The sequence below is a fragment of the Dokdonella sp. GW821-FHT11D02 genome, from assembly GCF_058808595.1.
Genome location: NZ_CM179520.1, coordinates 1,082,131 through 1,099,706, shown reverse-complemented (window position 1 = coordinate 1,099,706; position 17,576 = coordinate 1,082,131). Strand labels below are relative to the sequence as shown.

The 17,576-nt window shown below is 66.5% G+C and carries 17 protein-coding genes; 4 read left to right on the top strand and 13 right to left on the bottom strand.

The window, feature by feature from the left end; translation table 11 throughout:
- Positions 1 to 54: 54 nt before the first annotated feature.
- The 8 genes from AC3QL3_RS04545 to clpB form a co-directional block, all read right to left on the bottom strand.
- Positions 55 to 1,944 (bottom strand): potassium transporter Kup, encoded by a 1,890-nt coding sequence (locus tag AC3QL3_RS04545; protein ID WP_492897134.1) that lies wholly within the window; start codon positions 1,942 to 1,944, stop codon positions 55 to 57.
- 163 nt (positions 1,945 to 2,107) lie between these two features.
- Positions 2,108 to 2,698 carry a Holliday junction branch migration protein RuvA gene (gene ruvA / locus AC3QL3_RS04540; RefSeq protein WP_492897133.1) on the bottom strand — a complete coding sequence of 197 codons (591 nt, stop codon included), beginning with the start codon at positions 2,696 to 2,698 and terminating at the stop codon, positions 2,108 to 2,110.
- Positions 2,695 to 3,282, bottom strand: coding sequence for a crossover junction endodeoxyribonuclease RuvC (gene ruvC, locus AC3QL3_RS04535; protein ID WP_492897132.1), 588 nt, complete (start codon positions 3,280 to 3,282; stop codon positions 2,695 to 2,697). The genes ruvA and ruvC overlap by 4 nt, the downstream gene beginning before the upstream one ends.
- The gene (locus AC3QL3_RS04530; RefSeq protein ID WP_492897131.1) at positions 3,279 to 3,995 is read right to left on the bottom strand and encodes an esterase/lipase family protein; all 717 of its coding nucleotides are present in this window, start codon (positions 3,993 to 3,995) and stop codon (positions 3,279 to 3,281) included. The genes ruvC and AC3QL3_RS04530 overlap by 4 nt, the downstream gene beginning before the upstream one ends.
- Positions 3,992 to 5,758 carry an aspartate--tRNA ligase gene (gene aspS, locus AC3QL3_RS04525; protein ID WP_492897130.1) on the bottom strand — a complete coding sequence of 589 codons (1,767 nt, stop codon included), beginning with the start codon at positions 5,756 to 5,758 and terminating at the stop codon, positions 3,992 to 3,994. The genes AC3QL3_RS04530 and aspS overlap by 4 nt, the downstream gene beginning before the upstream one ends.
- Positions 5,759 to 5,973: 215 nt before the next feature.
- Complete coding sequence (locus AC3QL3_RS04520) at positions 5,974 to 6,591, bottom strand: DUF3011 domain-containing protein (RefSeq protein ID WP_492897129.1); 618 nt, start codon at positions 6,589 to 6,591, stop codon at positions 5,974 to 5,976.
- 175 nt (positions 6,592 to 6,766) lie between these two features.
- Positions 6,767 to 7,096 carry an FmdB family zinc ribbon protein gene (locus AC3QL3_RS04515; protein WP_492897127.1) on the bottom strand — a complete coding sequence of 110 codons (330 nt, stop codon included), beginning with the start codon at positions 7,094 to 7,096 and terminating at the stop codon, positions 6,767 to 6,769.
- A 153-nt stretch (positions 7,097 to 7,249) separates the two neighbouring features.
- Positions 7,250 to 9,847, bottom strand: coding sequence for an ATP-dependent chaperone ClpB (clpB, locus tag AC3QL3_RS04510; protein ID WP_492897125.1), 2,598 nt, complete (start codon positions 9,845 to 9,847; stop codon positions 7,250 to 7,252).
- Positions 9,848 to 10,060: 213 nt separating this feature from the next.
- Here clpB and AC3QL3_RS04505 point away from each other — a divergent pair, with 213 nt between their 5' ends.
- Complete coding sequence (locus AC3QL3_RS04505) at positions 10,061 to 10,660, top strand: YidB family protein (protein WP_492897123.1); 600 nt, start codon at positions 10,061 to 10,063, stop codon at positions 10,658 to 10,660.
- A gap of 69 nt (positions 10,661 to 10,729) precedes the next feature.
- On the opposite strand, the gene AC3QL3_RS04500 is transcribed toward AC3QL3_RS04505, so the two are convergent.
- Positions 10,730 to 11,692 (bottom strand): winged helix-turn-helix domain-containing protein, encoded by a 963-nt coding sequence (locus tag AC3QL3_RS04500; protein WP_492897121.1) that lies wholly within the window; start codon positions 11,690 to 11,692, stop codon positions 10,730 to 10,732.
- A gap of 174 nt (positions 11,693 to 11,866) precedes the next feature.
- Here AC3QL3_RS04500 and AC3QL3_RS04495 point away from each other — a divergent pair, with 174 nt between their 5' ends.
- Positions 11,867 to 12,526, top strand: a complete 660-nt coding sequence (locus AC3QL3_RS04495; RefSeq protein ID WP_492897119.1) for a YceI family protein — start codon at positions 11,867 to 11,869, stop codon at positions 12,524 to 12,526.
- The gene (locus tag AC3QL3_RS04490) at positions 12,523 to 13,860 is read left to right on the top strand and encodes an SGNH/GDSL hydrolase family protein (RefSeq protein WP_492897117.1); all 1,338 of its coding nucleotides are present in this window, start codon (positions 12,523 to 12,525) and stop codon (positions 13,858 to 13,860) included. The genes AC3QL3_RS04495 and AC3QL3_RS04490 overlap by 4 nt, the downstream gene beginning before the upstream one ends.
- Before the next feature lie 120 nt (positions 13,861 to 13,980).
- Here the strand turns inward: AC3QL3_RS04490 and AC3QL3_RS04485 are convergent, their stop codons facing one another.
- The gene (locus AC3QL3_RS04485; RefSeq protein WP_492897115.1) at positions 13,981 to 14,400 is read right to left on the bottom strand and encodes a MarR family winged helix-turn-helix transcriptional regulator; all 420 of its coding nucleotides are present in this window, start codon (positions 14,398 to 14,400) and stop codon (positions 13,981 to 13,983) included.
- A gap of 99 nt (positions 14,401 to 14,499) precedes the next feature.
- Between AC3QL3_RS04485 and AC3QL3_RS04480 the strand changes: the two genes are divergently transcribed.
- Positions 14,500 to 14,880, top strand: a complete 381-nt coding sequence (locus AC3QL3_RS04480; protein ID WP_492897113.1) for a VOC family protein — start codon at positions 14,500 to 14,502, stop codon at positions 14,878 to 14,880.
- A gap of 26 nt (positions 14,881 to 14,906) precedes the next feature.
- On the opposite strand, the gene pgeF is transcribed toward AC3QL3_RS04480, so the two are convergent.
- Genes pgeF through AC3QL3_RS04465 form a run of 3 tightly spaced genes read right to left on the bottom strand, consistent with a single transcriptional unit; the run spans position 14,907 to position 17,511 of the window.
- Complete coding sequence (pgeF, locus tag AC3QL3_RS04475) at positions 14,907 to 15,653, bottom strand: peptidoglycan editing factor PgeF (RefSeq protein ID WP_492897111.1); 747 nt, start codon at positions 15,651 to 15,653, stop codon at positions 14,907 to 14,909.
- Positions 15,646 to 15,996, bottom strand: a complete 351-nt coding sequence (locus AC3QL3_RS04470) for a VOC family protein (protein WP_492897110.1) — start codon at positions 15,994 to 15,996, stop codon at positions 15,646 to 15,648. Before AC3QL3_RS04470 ends, pgeF begins: the two co-directional genes overlap by 8 nt.
- Before the next feature lie 18 nt (positions 15,997 to 16,014).
- Positions 16,015 to 17,511, bottom strand: a complete 1,497-nt coding sequence (locus AC3QL3_RS04465) for a M20/M25/M40 family metallo-hydrolase (RefSeq protein ID WP_492897109.1) — start codon at positions 17,509 to 17,511, stop codon at positions 16,015 to 16,017.
- Positions 17,512 to 17,576 lie beyond the last annotated feature (65 nt).

The window sequence follows — 17,576 nt, the reverse complement described above, 5'->3', positions numbered from 1 at the left end:
CAGCGCAGTGCCCCGTCGAATCCCCAATCCCAAATCCCCAATCCCAGCCGTTCCTCAAATCTCCACCTGCGTCCCCAACTCGATCAGTCGGTTGCCGGGAATCTGGAAGAACGCGGTGGCCGGCATCGCATTGCGCTGCATGAACATGAACAGGCGATCGCGCCACAGCGCCATGCCGGGGCGGTCGGTCGCGACGATGCTTTCGCGGCTCAGGAAGAAGGTCGTGTCCATCAGGTCGAACGGCAGTCCGCATTCGGTCACCGCGCGCAGGGTCTGCGGCACGTCGGGGTCCTCGGCGAAGCCGAAACGCAAGGTGAGTTTGTGGAAGTTGTCGCCGAGCGGCGTGACTTCGATGCGCTCGTCCGGCTCGGCCATCGGCGTATCGACCGTTTCCACCGTCAGGATCACGTTGCGCTCGTGCAGCACCTTGTTGTGCTTGAGGTTGTGCAGCAGCGCGTTCGGCACGCCGCCGGGATTGGCGGTCAAAAACACCGCCGTGCCCGGTACGCGCAGCGGCGGATGCGCGACGATCGAGGAGATGAACGGGTCCAGCGCGAGGCCGCTCTGGCGCACCTCGCGCACGACCAGTTCTTTACCGCGCCGCCAGGTCGCCATCAGGGTGAAGATGGCCGCGCCGAGCACCAGCGGGAACCAGCCGCCGTGCTCGACCTTGTCCGCGTTCGCGGCGAGGAAGGCGAGATCGACGAACAGAAAGCCGAGGCCGATCGTGAGCACTTTCGCGCGGCTCCAGTTCCACAGCCGGCGGAACACGATCATGACCAGGATCGAATCGATCGTCATGGTGCCGACCACGGCGATGCCGTAAGCCGCACCGAGATTGTCCGACGAGCGGAAGCCGAGCACGACCGCCAGGGTCAGCACCAACAGCATGCGGTTGATCCACGGCAGGTAGATCTGCCCCATCTGCTCGCGCGAGGTGTGGCGCACGCGCATGCGCGGCAGGAAACCGAGCTGGATCGCCTCGCGCGTGACCGAGAACGCGCCCGAGATCACCGCCTGCGACGCGATCACCGCAGCCGCCGTCGCCAGCACCAGCATCGGCACCAGGAGCATCTCCGGCACCATCAAATAGAGCGGGTTCTCGGCCGCTTTGGGGTCCGCGATCAGCAGCGCGCCCTGACCGAAATAGTTGAGTATCAAAGCCGGTAGCACGAAGCAAAACCAGGAATAGCGGATCGGCTTCTTGCCGAAATGGCCCATGTCCGCATACAGCGCCTCGGCGCCGGTGATGGCGAGGATGACCGAGCCGAGCGTGAAGAACGCGACCCACTTTTCGTGCACGAAGAACGCGATCGCGTAATGCGGCGACAGCGCGCGCAAGACGTGCGGGTTCTCGCCAATGTGCCAGATGCCGAGCACGGCGAGAGTGAGGAACCACAGAATCATGACCGGCGCGAACACCGCGCCGACCTTGCCGGTGCCGCGGTTCTGGAACGCGAACAAGAGCACGATGATCACCGCCGCCAGCGGCACGATGAAACGGTGCAGGCCAGGCGCCATCACCTCGAGTCCCTCGACCGCGCCGAGCACCGAGATCGCCGGCGTGATCACGCCGTCGCCGAAGAACAGCGCCGCGCCGAACAGTCCGAGCATGACGATCCACCAGCGCCCGCGCTGACTCGAGCGCACGCTGCGCTGCGCCAGCGCGGTCAGCGCCATGATGCCGCCCTCGCCCTTGTTGTCGGCACGCATGATGAAGCCGGCGTACTTCACCGACACCACCAGGATCAGCGACCAGAACACCAACGACAGCACGCCGAGCACGTTCGGCTCGGTCGGCGTCGCGCCGTGCACGCCGAAGGTCTGCTTGATGGTGTACAGCGGGCTGGTGCCGATGTCGCCGTAGACGACGCCGATCGCGCCCAACACCAGCGCCTTCATGCGCGCCGGCGTGGCGCCGCCCTGGTTCTGGTCCTGGTTCATCGTGAGTCCTCGACTCCGGATCGATTCGCGATCGCGCGCCTCTCGGCGCGGCTCGCACCAAACGAACGCGGTCGTGCCGCGTCACGTCGTTCGCTGCCAGCCCACCGGGGCTCGCAGCGTCCGCACTTCCCTGTGCCGGAGCGGCTCTTAGCGTCGCTCGCGTTCAGCGCAGTGCCGCCTTCAGCGCCTTGCGGATGATGTCCTCGGCGCGATCGCCGGGCGCGGCCGCGTCGCGCACCAAGCGCGAGACTTCCGCCGGCTTGTAGCCGAGCGCCTGCAGCGCGATGCCGGCTTCGGTGACCGGATCGTGCGCGCCGGTACCGGCCGTCGCCGAAGGCAAACCGCTGTCGAGGCCGTCGACGCGATCACGCAGCTCGACGATCATGCGCTCGGCGGTCTTCTTGCCGATACCCGGAATGCGCGTCAGCGCGGCGATATCCGAGCTCTGCACCAGTCGCGCGAACTCCTCCACGCTGACGCCCGACAGCACTGCCAGCGAGGTCTTCGCGCCGACTCCGCTGACCTTCTGCAGGCTGCGGAATAGCACGCGCTCCGATTCGCGCAGGAAGCCGTACAGCACCACCGTGTCCTCTTTCACCGCGTAGTGCGTGCAAAGGTTCACCGAGGAGCCGAGCTCGGGCAAGTCAAAAAAGGTGGACATCGGCGCTTCGAGTTCGTAGCCGACGCCACCGACGTCGACCACGATCCACGGCGGCTGCTTGGCGACGAGAATTCCTTTGAGACGACCGATCATCGACGACGCCTCCAGGAGCTGCGCCGGTTCTGGCCGAATTCGACGCCGAGCCGCTGCACGCTCGCGCGCGTATGCGCATGCGTCAGCGCGATCGCGAGCGCATCGGCGGCGTCTGCCTGCGGGCGCTCTTTCAGATTCAACAGCAGCGCGACCATGTGCTGTACCTGGGTCTTGTCGCCGGCACCGGTGCCGACCACCGCTTGCTTGACCTCGCGCGCCGCGTACTCGGCGACCTCGAGGCCGCGATGCACGATGGCGCAGATCGCCGCGCCGCGCGCCTGCCCGAGTTTGAGCGCCGAATCGGGATTGCGCGCGAGGAAGACGCGCTCGATCGCCGCTTCCTGCGGCGCGTACTGCGCGATGATCGCGCCGAGCTGGTCGAAGATTTGTTTCAACCGTTGCGCGAAATGCTCCTGGCCGAGCAGGTTCAGTGCGGTGTGGAACACGTGCACCGACTTGCCGGCGGCATCGACGTCGATAATGCCGACGCCGGTGCGCTGGCTGCCCGGATCGACGCCGAGGATGCGCGTGAAGCCGGGATTGGGGACTGGGGATTGCGCATTGGCGAGAGCCACGGCGGTCATTGCGGCTGCGACTCGAAGCGGCCGTTGCGCAAGAACTCGATCGTCAGGTCGGCGACTTCGTGCGAGAGCAGCATGCCGGTGTGCGAGGCCGACACCGTGCGATGGTCGGCGATGCCGGGTAGCTGCGTTTCCGCCACCGCGACGGTACCGTCGTGCGGCGAGGTCAGGGTGCCGAGTGCGAAGCCGAGTCCGAACGGCAGCCTGCCGGCGATCACGCCGATCTTGCGCGAACCGCTCCAATCGTCGAGCCCGCTCAACAACGGCTCGACGCTGTGTCCCATCAGCCAGCGGCCGCCGGGAATCGCGGCCAAGCCGCGTGCGACCGCGCTGCCGCGCAGCGGCGAGCCGAGGCCGACGAGATGGCCGCGCGGCAAGCCACGCACACCGCGCGTCGCTTCCAGCGCGACCAGGCCGCCGAGGCTGTGCCCGACCACGTGCACCACCGGCGCATCGATCGCGTGCAAGCGCGCGCGCAATTGCTCGACCGCCGGCGTGAAGCCGGTGAATACGCTGGCGTAATCCATCGTCTCGACCGCATAGCCGGCCTGACGCAGACGACGCGACAGATAGGCCAGCGTCACACCGCGCATCCAGATGCCGTGCAGCAGGATCACGTGCTCGCGCTCGGGCGCGCTTCCGCTGGCGCGCCGCACGCGCTCGGACGGCGCCGCGCGCAGCGCCGAACGTTTCGCGCTGCGGGCGGCCTGGGTCACTTCGGCTCCGGCTCGAGCACGCGCACGTGCAGTTCGGCCAGCTGAGCCGGCGGAATCTGCGACGGCGCAGCCGTCATCAGATCCTGCGCGCTGGTCGTCTTGGGGAAGGCGATCACGTCGCGGATCGACTCGGTGCCGGCCATCAGCGCGGCGATGCGGTCGATGCCGAACGCGATGCCGCCGTGCGGCGGCGCGCCGAACTTCAGCGCCTCGAGCAGGAAGCCGAACTTCGCCTGCGCCTCGTCCGCGCCGATGCCGAGCAGGTCGAACACCGCGCTCTGCATTTCCGGACGATGGATGCGGATCGAGCCGCCGCCGATTTCGTTGCCGTTGAGCACCATGTCGTAGCCGCGCGAGACGGCGATCTTCGCGTTCGCCTTGAGGTCGGCGACGTCGTCGACCTTCGGTGCCGTGAACGGATGATGCAGGGCGACGTAGCGTCCGCCGTCTGCGTCGTATTCGAACATCGGGAAGTCGATGACCCAGAGCGGCTTCCACGCATTCTCGACCAGGCCGCGATCGCGCCCGACCTTGAGCCGCAACGCACCCATGAAATCGGACACGGTCTTGTAGTTGCCGGCACCGAACAGCACCAGGTCGCCGCTCTGCGCGGCGACGGCGTCGAGCACGGCGTCGAGCGTGGCGTCGTCCAGGAACTTCGCGATCGGCGAATTGAGGCCTTCGCGGCCCTTGGCGCGATCGTCGACGCGAATCCAGGCGAGGCCCTTGGCGCCGTACTTCGCCGCGTGCATGCCGAGTTCGTCGATCTGCTTGCGCGTGAGTTCGGCGCCACCGGGAACGCGCAGCGCGGCGACGCGGCCGTCGGCGTCGTTGGCGGCTTCGGCGAACACCTTGAACTCGACCTTGCGCACGATCTCGGCGACGTCGACCAGCTCCAGCGCGATGCGCAGGTCCGGTTTGTCCGAGCCGTAGCGGCGCATCGCTTCTTCGTACGTCATGCGCGGGAACTCGGCGGCCAGCTCGACCGCGGCGACGTCCTTGAAGATCGCGCGAATCATCGCCTCCACCGCGTCCTGCACGTCGCGCTCTTCGACGAAGGCGAATTCCATGTCGAGCTGGGTGAATTCGGGCTGCCGATCGGCGCGCAGATCTTCGTCGCGGAAGCAGCGCGCAATCTGATAGTAGCGGTCGAAGCCGGCCATCATCAGAAGCTGCTTGAACAGCTGCGGCGATTGCGGCAGCGCATAGAACTCGCCCGGATGCACGCGGCTCGGCACCAAGTAATCGCGCGCGCCTTCCGGCGTGGCCTTGGTCAGGATCGGCGTTTCGATGTCTTGAAAGCCCTGCGCGTCGAGATGACGGCGCAGTGCCGCCACCAGTTTCGTGCGCATGCGCATCTTGCGCTGCATCTCGGGCCGGCGCAGATCGAGGTAGCGATATTTCAGCGCGAGGTCTTCGTTGGTCGTTTCGTGCAAGACGAACGGCAGCTCGCGCGCGGCGTTGAGCACGTCGATGCGCGCCGCCAGCACTTCGACACGACCGCTGCGCACGCGTTCGTTCACGCTGACGCGCCGCCGTACCTTGCCCGACACGCGCAAGCAGTACTCGTAGCCGACCGCGCTGGCGGTTGCGAACGCGACGGCGTCGTCGGGATCGACGACGATCTGCACCACTCCTTCGTGATCGCGCAGGTCGATGAAAATGACGCCGCCGTGATCCCGGCGCGTATCGACCCAGCCGCAGAGTACGACGTCCTGCTCGAGCAAGGCCTCGTCGACGAGACCGCAGTAGTGTGTGCGCATGCCAATCCGCTGAGCGCCGTCGGCGCGGAGAAAGCGCGGAATGCTACGGAGGAAGTTGCTGCACTGCAACGCCGCGATGGATTTGGCTGAGAGAGTGCGGCCATGGACAGTCTCATCGGACCCCATGGCCGCCTTTCGCTCAGCGCGAGCGGCGTTCGTTTCGTCGTGCGGCGATCACAGACGATCGCCGCGACGAACCCGATTGCGCCGACTCGTCAGCGCCAGCGGCGATTGACCTCGAACTCGGCCTCGCAGCCCTGGTCGACCCAGACGCCGGCGCGGTTCCAGCCCCAATTGCGGCCTTCGACGCAGCGCGTCTTGGAGATCTGACGGCGTACGCGCACATCGCTGCCGCGGCCGGTATCGACACGGCACATGTTGTAGCCGAAGCCTTCGCTGGCGCAACGCACGACGATCGCGCGATCCCAGTCGGGACCCGGACGCCAGCCGCCATCGTCGCCGCCACCACCGCCACCGCCGCTCCAGCGGCGCGTCACGCGGAAGACCGCTTCGCAGCCGCCGTCGACCCAGATGCCGGCGCGGTTCCAGCCCCAGTTGCGACCTTCCTCGCAATAGGTCTTGGAAATTCCCTTCGACACCACGACGCGGCTGCCGCGGCCGGTGTCGACCTGGCAGAAGTTGTAGCGGAAATCGTTGCTGGCGCAACGCACTTCGATGTCGCGATCCCAGCCCGATCCCGGACGCCAATCGTCATAGTGCGCGAGGCTGGCAGCGCCGACCGTCGCTGCGATGCGCGAAGCGTCTTGTGCAGTGCCGGTACCCGCGACGAACAACAACGCCGCGCCAATGATTCCGCAGAACAGATTGCGCATTGGATTCTCCCCTTTTGCCGATGTTGGAAATGCGCGGCAAGTCTAGAGCATCCATCTGAACGGTGGGCATCTGGGGTTGTCTGTTCGCGTTCCAGCCGGCGCCGCAAAGCGCTTGCCGGCGCGCTCCGTCGCGCGACGATCGACGACGTCTTTCGTGTTTGCAGCGCGTATGCGGTCAGGCGTCGCCGGTGCCGCTGGTCTTAGGCTTATCGGCGCTGGCCGGCTTGTCGGCTTTGGGCTTGTCGGTCGACTCGCTTTTCGCGTCGCTCTTGGCCGCAGCCGGTGCATCGTCCTTCGCCGCCAAGTTGCGCTTGGCGTCCCCGTCTTTCTTGAAGTCGGTTTCGTACCAGCCGCTGCCGGCGAGGCGAAACGACGGCGCGGTCAGGCGTCGGCGCACGCGCGGCTGGCCGCACTCGGGGCAGTTCACCGGATCGGGATCGGAAATCTTCTGCAAGCGGTCGAACACCGCCGCACAGGCCTGACATTCAAATTCGTAGATCGGCATACGTCGGCCTGTAGGTAGTGATGGATGGCGGCGCCCGCAACGGACGCGCAGGATGCTGCCATCACGAAAAATTGCAAGACCCCTCGCCGCAAGGCGAGCGCGAAGTAGGCAGCGCGGCGCGCGTCGGGACGCGGCGCCGCGCAAACGACATTCTCAAACTTTGCGGAAATCCAGCTTGCCGGCAGCAGCGTCGACTGCGATCGTATCGCCCGGCTGGAAGCGGCCTTCGAGGATTTCCCGCGCCAGCGGATTCTCCAGCTGCTGCTGGATCGCGCGCTTGAGCGGGCGGGCGCCGTAGACCGGTTCGAAACCGATGTTGCCGAGCAGATCGAGCGCCCTGTCCGACAGCTCCAGCCGCAGCTGACGCTCGGCCAGCCGCCGCGCCAGGTATTGGGTCTGGATGCGCGCAATGGCGCGGATCTGCGTCTTGTCCAGCGCACGGAACACGACGATCTCGTCGAGCCGGTTGATGAACTCGGGCCGGAAATGCGCTTGCACGACGCCCATCACCGCCGCCTTCATCTTGACGTAGTCCTCCTCCGAATCGCCTGGGCCGCCTTGATCGGACATCTGCTGCACGTACTGCGAGCCGAGGTTGGAGGTCATCACGATGACGGTGTTGCGGAAGTCGACCGTGCGGCCCTGGCCGTCGGTGAGGCGGCCGTCGTCGAGCACCTGCAAGAGGATGTTGAATACGTCGTGGTGCGCCTTTTCCACCTCGTCGAGCAGGATCACGCTGTAGGGCCGGCGCCGCACCGCCTCAGTCAGATAGCCGCCTTCTTCGTAGCCGACGTAACCCGGAGGCGCGCCGATCAAGCGGCTGACCGAGTGCTTCTCCATGAACTCGCTCATGTCGATGCGCACCATCGCATCGCCGGAGTCGAACAGGAACTCGGCCAGCGCCTTGCACAGCTCGGTCTTGCCGACGCCGGTGGGTCCTAAGAACAGGAACGAGCCGTTCGGACGGTTCGGATCGGACAGACCCGCACGCGAGCGCCGGATCGCATCGCTGACCGCGCGCACCGCCTCGTCCTGGCCGACCACGCGCTGATGCAGCTCCTGCTCCATGCGCAAGAGCTTGTCGCGCTCGCCTTCGAGCATCTTGCTGACCGGAATGCCGGTCCAGCGCGCGACGACTTCGGCGATTTCTTCGGACGTGACCTTGTCCTGCAGCAGGGTGAAGCCCTTGCTCTCGGCCTCTTGTGCGACCTTGAGCTGCTTTTCCAGCGCTGGAATCGTGCCGTACTGGATTTCGCTCATCTTGGCGTAGTCCTGCCGGCGCTGCGCCGCTTCCAGCTCCAGCCGCGCGGCCTCGATCTGTTCCTTGATCTTGGTCGCGCCCTGCAAGGTCGCCTTTTCCGATTTCCACACCTCTTCCAGGTCGGAATATTCGCGCTCGAGTTCGCCGATCTCTTTCTCCAGATCGGCCAGACGCTGCTTCGATTCGGCGTCCCTCTCCTTCTTCAAAGCTTCGCGCTGGATCTTCAGCTGGATCAGGCGGCGTTCCTTGCGGTCGAGCTCTTCCGGCTTGGAGTCGATCTCCATGCGGATGCGCGAAGCGGCCTCGTCCATCAGGTCGATTGCCTTGTCCGGCAGCTGGCGGTCGGTGATGTAGCGGTTGGACAAGGTCGCCGCGGCGACGATCGCCGGATCGGTGATCTCCACGCCGTGGTGCACGGCGTATTTTTCCTTCAGGCCGCGCAGGATCGCGATCGTGTCTTCCACGCTCGGCTCGCCGACGAAGACCTTCTGGAAGCGGCGTTCGAGCGCAGCGTCCTTCTCGATGTACTTGCGGTATTCGTCCAGCGTGGTGGCGCCGACGCAATGCAGCTCGCCGCGCGCGAGCGCGGGCTTGAGCATGTTGCCGGCGTCCATCGCGCCTTCCGCCTTGCCGGCGCCGACCATCGTGTGCAGTTCGTCGATGAACAGAATGATCTGGCCTTCCTGCTTGGCCAGATCGTTCAACACGCCTTTGAGCCGCTCTTCGAATTCGCCGCGGAACTTCGCGCCGGCGATCAGCGCGCCCATGTCGAGCGAGAGCACGCGCTTGTCGCGCAGGCCCTCGGGCACTTCGCCGTTGACGATGCGCTGTGCCAGGCCCTCGACGATCGCGGTCTTGCCGACACCGGGCTCGCCGATCAGCACCGGGTTGTTCTTGGTGCGCCGTTGCAATACTTGGATGACGCGGCGAATTTCCTCGTCGCGGCCGATGACCGGATCGAGCTTGCCCTTCTCCGAGCGCGCGGTCAGGTCGATCGTGTATTTCTCCAAGGCCTGGCGTTGATCCTCGGCGTTTTCCGACTGCACCTTCTCGCCGCCGCGCATCTTCTCGATCGCCGGCTCGAGATTGGCCTTGTTCGCGCCGGCCGCCTTCAGCGCGCCACCGAGCTCGCCCTTGTCCTCGAGCGCGGCGAGCACGAACAGCTCGGACGCGATGAATTGGTCGCCGCGCTGCTGCGCCAGCTTGTCGGTCAGGTTGAGCAGGCGGTTGAGGTCGTTGGAAACATTGATGCTGCCCTCCTGCCCGGCCACTTTCGGCAGGCGCTCGAGCAACTGCCCGACGCGCGTGCGCAAGGCCGGCACGTTGACGCCGGCCTGCGCCAGTAAGGGCACCGTGGAGCCGCCCTGCTGGTCGAGCAGCGCGGCGAGCAGGTGCGCCGGCTCGAGCAGGTTGTGGTCGCGCCCCACCGCCAGGCTCTGCGCATCGGCGAGCGCCTGCTGGAAGCGCGAAGTGAGTTTGTCCATTCGCATGCGGAATATCTCGGTAGTCGCCGGCCCGTCCCCGGCGGGAATGAACTCAAGGTAGGTCTCGGGCGCGTGCTCTTCAAGTTTCCCAATGTTTTGCAATGGCGATGCAAACGTTCGCAATGTGCATTTCGCGCATAACTAAACTTCGATGCAGGAAAAACCGTGCGCAATGGTGATCAATATCGGCACGGACAGCGAGGAACCGGGGGAGCAGGCATGTTCGAGGCACTGATTGGCGAGGTGGCCGGCCGTTTCGGGCTCGGCGACAAGGCGCGCGAGCTGCTCGCCGCCCTGCTCGCGATCGTTTTCGACGAAAGCAACGGCGGCATCGCGGGGCTGTTGGCGAAGTTCCGCCAGCGCGGCTTCGGCGACTTGTTCGGTTCCTGGATCGGCAACGCGCAACCGCGGCCGATCGACCCGCAGCAGCTCGAACACGTACTCGGCGCCTCGACCGTCTCCGCGATCGCGCAGCGGCTGCGCAGCGATCGCGACAAGGCGCTCGGCGCCGCCGCGGCGATGCTGCCTGCGCTGATCGGCCTTTTGACCCGCAACGGCCAGCTGCCGACCAGCGTACCGAGCGCCGTCGGTGGTTATTTGATCGGTTTCGACGGCATCGGCGGCTTTCAGACCAGACACGGTCGCATCGACGAGGACAAACCGATAAATCTCATGCCCACCCTCGGTTGGCTGAAATGGGCGCTGCTGCTGGCGGTGCTGCTCGTGCTCGGCTACTGGGCGCTGCATCGTGCAGCGAGCGTTCCTGCGCCGCTTTCGATCTCGACTCCCGTGCCGACCGCAAACGCGAGACTCGGCTGACGGCCCGCTCCGGCGCGCGCTAAAACGGAGCGAGCAACACAGCCGCTACGGCTCCATGCGCGAGCCGATTCAGCGCGGCGGAGACGACGCCTCGCCGCCGATGCGCGTCTTGAACGCTTTGGCGACTTCTCCGGCGATGTCGTCCTGCACCGACAACAGGTCGCTCGCCGATTTGTCGTAGGTCTCCGACCACAGCACGAAGCCGTCGTCCGCGCGAACCAGCCGCGCCGACACGCGCACCATGTCGTCCTGCTTGCGCACGCTGCCGTCGAGCACGTAGGAGACGTTCAAGCCGCGCGCGATCTCGGCCACCGGTAGCGATTTTTCCTTGTAGAAGAACGCCGAGGTCGACGACGGCACCTGCAGCCCCGGAATCCGGCTGAGCTGGTCGATCAGTTCTTCGGTCATGCCGTCGGCGAAGACTTCCTCGCGCATGCCTTCGGTCAGATCGAGAAACGGTAGGACGGCGACGGAATTCGGGGTCGGCGCGGTCCGAACCGGCGCGTGGCTGTCGCCGATCTTGGCCTGGAACAGGAATGCCGCCAGCAAGGCGACGGCGGCGAGGCCGGCGCCGACCCAAAGCGCGCCGATGCGGCGTGGCGAGGCGACCGGAGGCAACGTCGACGGCGGCGCCACGCTGGGGGACTCGCCCTGCCCGATCGGCTTCGCGGCAGCGATTTCGTCGCCCTCAGGGCCGCCCTCGTTCCACGGCGCCACCTGCGCGATCATGCGATAGCCCATGCGCGGCACGGTGCCGATGTAGCGCGATTGTCGCGAATCGTCCCCGAGCAGCCGGCGCAATGCGGCGACCGCCTGATAGACCGAGTCCGAGGTGACGATCACGCCCGGCCACACACGTTCGAGCAGCTCGTCGGTGCCGACGGTCTGGCCTGCGCGCTCGGCGAGGCAGAGCAACAAACGCAAGGTGCGCTGCTCCAGGCGCACGACCTCGCCTTCGCGCGACATGCGGCCGGAAACCGGATCGACGCACCAGTCGCCGACCCGCAGCGAGGCAGTTACAGGAATGTCCATGCAGCAGCGCGGCGTCGGAGCGAGGGGATGGTGCAATTGTAGCGGACAGGCGCAGCCCGGCTTCCCGAACCAGCGCTTTCAGAACTTTTCAGGGTTTTTCAGGCCGGTTTTCAGGACATTACGGCGTTCCGCTGCGACAGTCGCGGCGACCTTCGGCCACCCAGGAATCCGCTCGTGCTTCGCCAACTCGCCCTCGCCGCTGCGATTTTCGCACCCCTCTCCGCGCACGCGGTGACCTACACCTTCGAACCGCAGCACACCCAGGGCATCGTGCGCTGGAACCACCTCGGCTATTCCTACCCCACGGCGCAATTCGCCCGCATCGAGGGAACCTTGGACTTCGATCCCGCCGATCCGACCAAGGCATCGGTCGCGGTCAGCATTCCGATCGCCAACTTGAGCAGCGGCGTGCCCGACCTCGACGAGTACCTGCGCGCCGAGGAGTTCTTCGATCTCGCCAAATTCCCGAGCGCAAGCTTCCAGAGCAGCAAGGTCGAAAAGGGCGACATCGCCAACCAGTTCAAGGTGAGCGGCAAGCTCAGCCTGCGCGGAGTGACCAAACCGGTGGTGCTGATCGCCACGCTGAACAAGATCGGCACCAATCCGCGCAGCGGCCTGCCCTGCATCGGCTTCGAGGCGACGACGACGCTCAAGCGCTCCGATTTCGGCCTCGGCCTGTACGTGCCGCAAGTGGGCGACGAGGTCGAAGTACATCTAACCGCCGAGGCCGAGGATCACAAAGCTCGGGAGGAAGGCATGAAGCCAAAGGCCGACGAAGCCGCGGCGAAGCAGACCGCCACCGGCGCCACGATGGCGGCGGAGAAGAAGCGATGAGCCGTCTTCGCATGCTGGGTCGCGCCATTCTGCGGCGACCGGCCGCGGCGGCCTTCGCCGTCGCGGTCCTCGTCGCTGCGGGCTTCATGCCGTCCGCCAGAGCGGGCGATGCGCCGGAGCCGAACTGGATCGGCACCTGGTCCGCTGCGCCGCAGCCGTTCATGCCGGGCGATCTCGACCGCTACAAGAACCAGACCTTGCGCTTGATCGTGCGCGTCAGCCTCGGCGGCGAGCGCGCGCGCATTCGCCTCTCCAATCTGTTCGGCGATCGCCCGCTGACCATCGGCGCCGCGCACCTCGCGCGAGGCACGAGCGGCGCCGACGTCGATGCCGCGACGGATCGCGCGCTGACCTTCAACGGACAGGCCGGCATCACGCTGGCGCCGGGTGCATCGGCCGTCAGCGACGCGATCGATTTGACGCTGCCGCCACTGAGCGACGTCGCGGTCAGTCTGTACCTGCCGCAGGCGACCGCCGCGACCACCTCGCACTATCTCGCCTCGCAGACCAGCTACGTCTCGACCGCCGGCAATGCGGCCGCGGCGGCGAAGTTCCCGTCGGCCCGCTCGATCACCTCGTGGCCGTTCCTGAGCGGTGTCGAGGTGGTCGGTTCGCCGCACGCGGCGAGCCTGGTCGCATTCGGCACCTCGATCGTCGACGGCGACGGCTCGACGCCCGACGCCAATCGTCGTTGGCCGGATCTGCTGGCGCAGCGGCTGCACGCGGCCGGGCGCGAGATCGGCGTGCTCAATCAGGGGCTGATCGGCAATCGTCTGCTGCGCGACAGTCCGGCACGCAGCCAGTTCGGCGCCGCGCTCGGCCAGGCCGGCGTGAAGCGCTTCACGCGCGACGTGCTCGGGCAAGCGGGCGTGCGCTATTTGATCGTCTTGTTCGGCGGCAACGACTTGAGCTTCCCCGGCGGGTTCGCGCCCGCGAGCGACAAGGTGACCGCAGCGGAAATGATCTCCGGCTTTCGCCAACTGATCACCGCCGCCCGGCTCAAAGGCATCCGCGTCATCGGCACCACGATGATGCCCAATGCCGCCATCGCCAAAGCCGATCCGGCGACGCCGTGGCGCAACGAGGTTCGGCAAGCCGTCAACGCCTGGATTCGCGACAGCGGCGAGTTCGATGCCGTGCTGGATTTCGATGCGATCTTGCGCGATCCGGAGCGTCCGACCCAACTGCGCGCAGAGTACGACAGCGGCGACCACACCCATCCCAACGACGCCGGTTACGCCGCGGTGGCGGAGGCGATCCCGTTGAGCTTGTTCGCGCCGCCTGCGGCGGTGTCACCGACATCGGTCGACCCGAATCCGCCCGCGCACCGCTGAAAAAAAGCACTGACCGAACTCGCACGCGAGCTCGGTCAGTGCGGCATCATCGAGAAACACCGCGGCGATAGTTGGCGCACCGGCTGGATCGCAGCACCAGCCCGGCGACGGCATCACTCGCTAGCGGATCAAAGGAACGATTCGCTCGATCAGGTCGAGCGCGGCGCTCAGCGTTTTTCGCTCCGCTGCGGACAGATCGTCCAGTGCCGCCGTCAGCGCCTGCACGCGCCGGCCGCGCCCTTCCGCCAATAGGCTTTTTCCAGCCGCGGTCGCCGCGACGAGCTGGCGGCGCCGGTCGTCGCGATCGCGATCGCGTTCGGCCAATCCGGCGTGCTCCAGCGCATCGACCAATCTGGTCATGGTCGGCGGCCGCACGTGCTCCGCCTGCGCCAGCGCACCGAGCGTGGTCGCACCGCCGAACACCAGTACGGACAAGGCCGACAGCTGCGCCGACGGCAGGCCGCTGGCGTCGTCGTGGCGGCGCACGCGGCGCAAGAGATGAATCGCCGCGCCATGCAGGCGTTCGGCGGCGTCGCGCATCGATGATTGACGGAGTCGACTCATATGATTAGCATAGCTAACTATTAGCAATACGACAGATTACCGCAGTTTCGAGCGGATCATCGGCTGGAGCGAACCATGGGCGCGGCGACCGGAATCTTGCAGGTGGCCTTCACCGTGCGCGACTTGGCGCAAGGCAAGGCGTTCTACGGCGAGGTGCTCGGCCTCAGGCATTTGTTCGATGCGCCGCCGGGCCTCGCTTTCTACGATTGCGGCGGCGTGCGCGTACTGCTCGGAACGCAGGGCGGCGCAGCCGGCAGCGGCGGCACCGTCGCCTATCTGCGCATCGACGGATTGGCCGACTATGCGGCGATGCTGCGCGAACGCGGGGTCGTGTTCATCGATGCCGAGCGTAGGATCGCGCGCCTGCCCGACCGCGACGTGTGGCTCGCCATCATTCACGATCCGGACGGCAACGCGATCGGCCTGATGGAAGAAATTCCGCTCGCAGCAAGCTGACGGACGCGCAGACGAGGCGGCTTGGATTACTCGCGCCAGATCAAGCTGGCGAAGCGGCCGGTGCGCGAATCGCGGCGATAGGAATAGAAGCGCGGATCGGCGTGCGTGTCGAAATCGCCGCCGTATACGCGCTCGACGCCGAGTGCTTTGAGACGGCGGCGCGCGAGCATGTACAGATCGCAGTGCCAGTGGCCGGGGCGTGTCGGCGCGAACGCGTCGGTGTTCGATGCGGCTTGCGCGACGAAGGCCTCGCGCACCTCGGCGCCGACTTCGTAGGAGTGCGCGCCGATCGCCGGGCCGAGCCAGACCAACAGTTTTTCGCGCTGCGCCTGCAGCCGCTCGATGCAGCGCTCGATCACGCCTGCCGCGAGTCCACGCCAACCGGCATGGACGGCGGCGATCTCGCTGCCGTCTTCGGCGCACAGGAGCAGCGGCAGGCAATCGGCCGTCAGCACCGCGAGCACGACGCCACGTGAACGCGCGATCGATGCGTCGGCCGTCGCCTCGGTCACCGTGGCTGGATCGCACTCGACGACCTCAGTGCCGTGCACCTGGCGCAGCCAGCGCGGTTCGTCCGGCAGATCGAGCCATCGCTTCAGCGCAGCTCGATTCGCCGCGACCGCAGCGGGATCGTCGCCGCAGTGCGCGCCGAGATTGAAGCGGTCGAACGGCGGCGGCGAGGCGCCGACGATCCCGCGTGTCGTCACCATCGCGCGCACGCCGGCCGCTGCGGGCCAGTCCGGAACGACGCCTTCGCGCATCGGATCAGACATGCACGAGCACGTTGACCAGCTTGCCGAACGGATCGCGCACGTAGAACCGGCGCACGCCCCAAGGTTCGGTCGCCGGCCCGTATTCGATCGCGAATCCGCCTTCGTGCATGCGCGCCAAGGCGGCGTCGAGATCGTCGACTTCGATCGACAGATCGGGCACCGGCGTACCGGAGCCGCCCTCGCTGGCGAGGCTGAGTTGGACCTGCATCCGGGCGGGCGCGCCGTAGGTCGCAAGCCAACCGTGATCCATTAGCAATTCGAGCCCGAGCGCGTCGCGATAAAAGCGTGCGGCGCGCTCAGGGTCGGCGACGGCTAGGTTGGCGACGATGCGTTTGACCTTCACGACGGTACTCGCGGCGCGCTACTTGCCCAATTCGTACAAGTAATCGACGAAGGACAGCACCGCGCCGTCGAAACCCTGCACTTTCGGATTGCTCGGTTCGATCAAGTAGTACTCGTCGGGCGCGTGCGCACCGCTGCCGTGGCCGAGACCGAAATGTCCGGAGGCGAGCTTGAGCGGCGCGCCGGTGAAGATGTAGCCCGGGTAGGAACCGGCGCTGCGCGGCCACAGAGTCGGATCGAGGCCGTCGCGCTTGAGCACGGCGATTTGAGCCGCGATCAACGGCGCGTCGGCGGCGGTGCTGGTCGGATCGTAGCCGCCGGAGACGTTGACCTCGATATCGCCGAAACCGCGCTTGGCCAGATGCGACTTCAGCGCGGCGACGGCGTCCTTCAGCGTCATGTCGGGCACCAGGCGCATGTCGATCTTCGCCACCGCCTTGTGCGGCAGCACGGTCTTGCCGCCGGGACCGGTGTAGCCGCCGACCAGGCCTTCGATATTGACTGTCGGCTGCGACACCAACCGTTCGCTCGCCGCCTGCCATGGCAGGTCGTCGATCCAGTGCTGTACGCCGAGCTGCTTCTTCGCCTGCGCCTCGTCGCTGCGCGCGATCGCGGCGGCGACCATCGCCTTCTCCTCGGCGCTGATCGGGCGCGGTTTGGGGTAGCCGTCGATCGTGATCGTGTTGCCGTCGGCCGAGACCAGGGTGTCGAGCGCCTTGACCAAGTGCCAGGCCGGACTGTCGACCATCGCCTTGAGCGAGGAATGCACGTCCTTGGCCGGGCCACGCCCCCATTTCTCGCCGCTGGAAACCAGCTCCAGCTCGACCACGCCCTTCGCGCCGAGGCTGACCGTGACCAGGCCATCGACGTCCTGCATCGCGCTCGGCATGAACACGCCGATGGTGTTCTTCAAAGCGGCCTGCACTTCGGGCCGCAGCGCAATCTGGCCGATGTGCGGCGAGCCGATCTCCTCTTCGCCTTCGGCGACCAGCACGAGGTTGACCGGCATCTTCTTGCCGGCACCGCGGATCGCATGCAGGGCGGCGAGAAAAGCCGTCTGCGGCCCCTTCTGATTGACCGCGCCACGGCCGACGATCGCCTTGCCGATGCCGGGCTTGTCGACCAGCTTGGCTTCGAGCGGCGGCGAAGACCACTCGGCCGGATCGAACTGCTTGACGTCGTACATGAAGTAGAGGCCGACGGTTTTCTTGGCGCCCGCATCGAGCGTGGCGAACACGCCGGGCTTGCCTTCGGTCTCGATCACCGTGGCCTTCTGGAAACCCGCTTCGCGCGCGAGCTTGGCCATGTACTCGGCGCCTTCCTTCGCGTTGCGGTTTTCCGCCGCGATCGAGGGCAGCGCGATCCAGTCCTGCAAGCGCTTGATCGATTCGTCGTGATGCTTGCCGATTTCGGCCTTGATCGCTTTGCGTTCGGCCGCGTCGAGCGCGTGTGCGCCGTTCGCGCCGAGCAGCAGGGTGCAGGCCGTGAAAACGAAGGAAACCGCGGTCACACGCATGTAGGGATCTCCGCTAGGGGAAGTCGAGCCGGTGTCGACAGCAACCGTCCGGAAGACAAGCACAA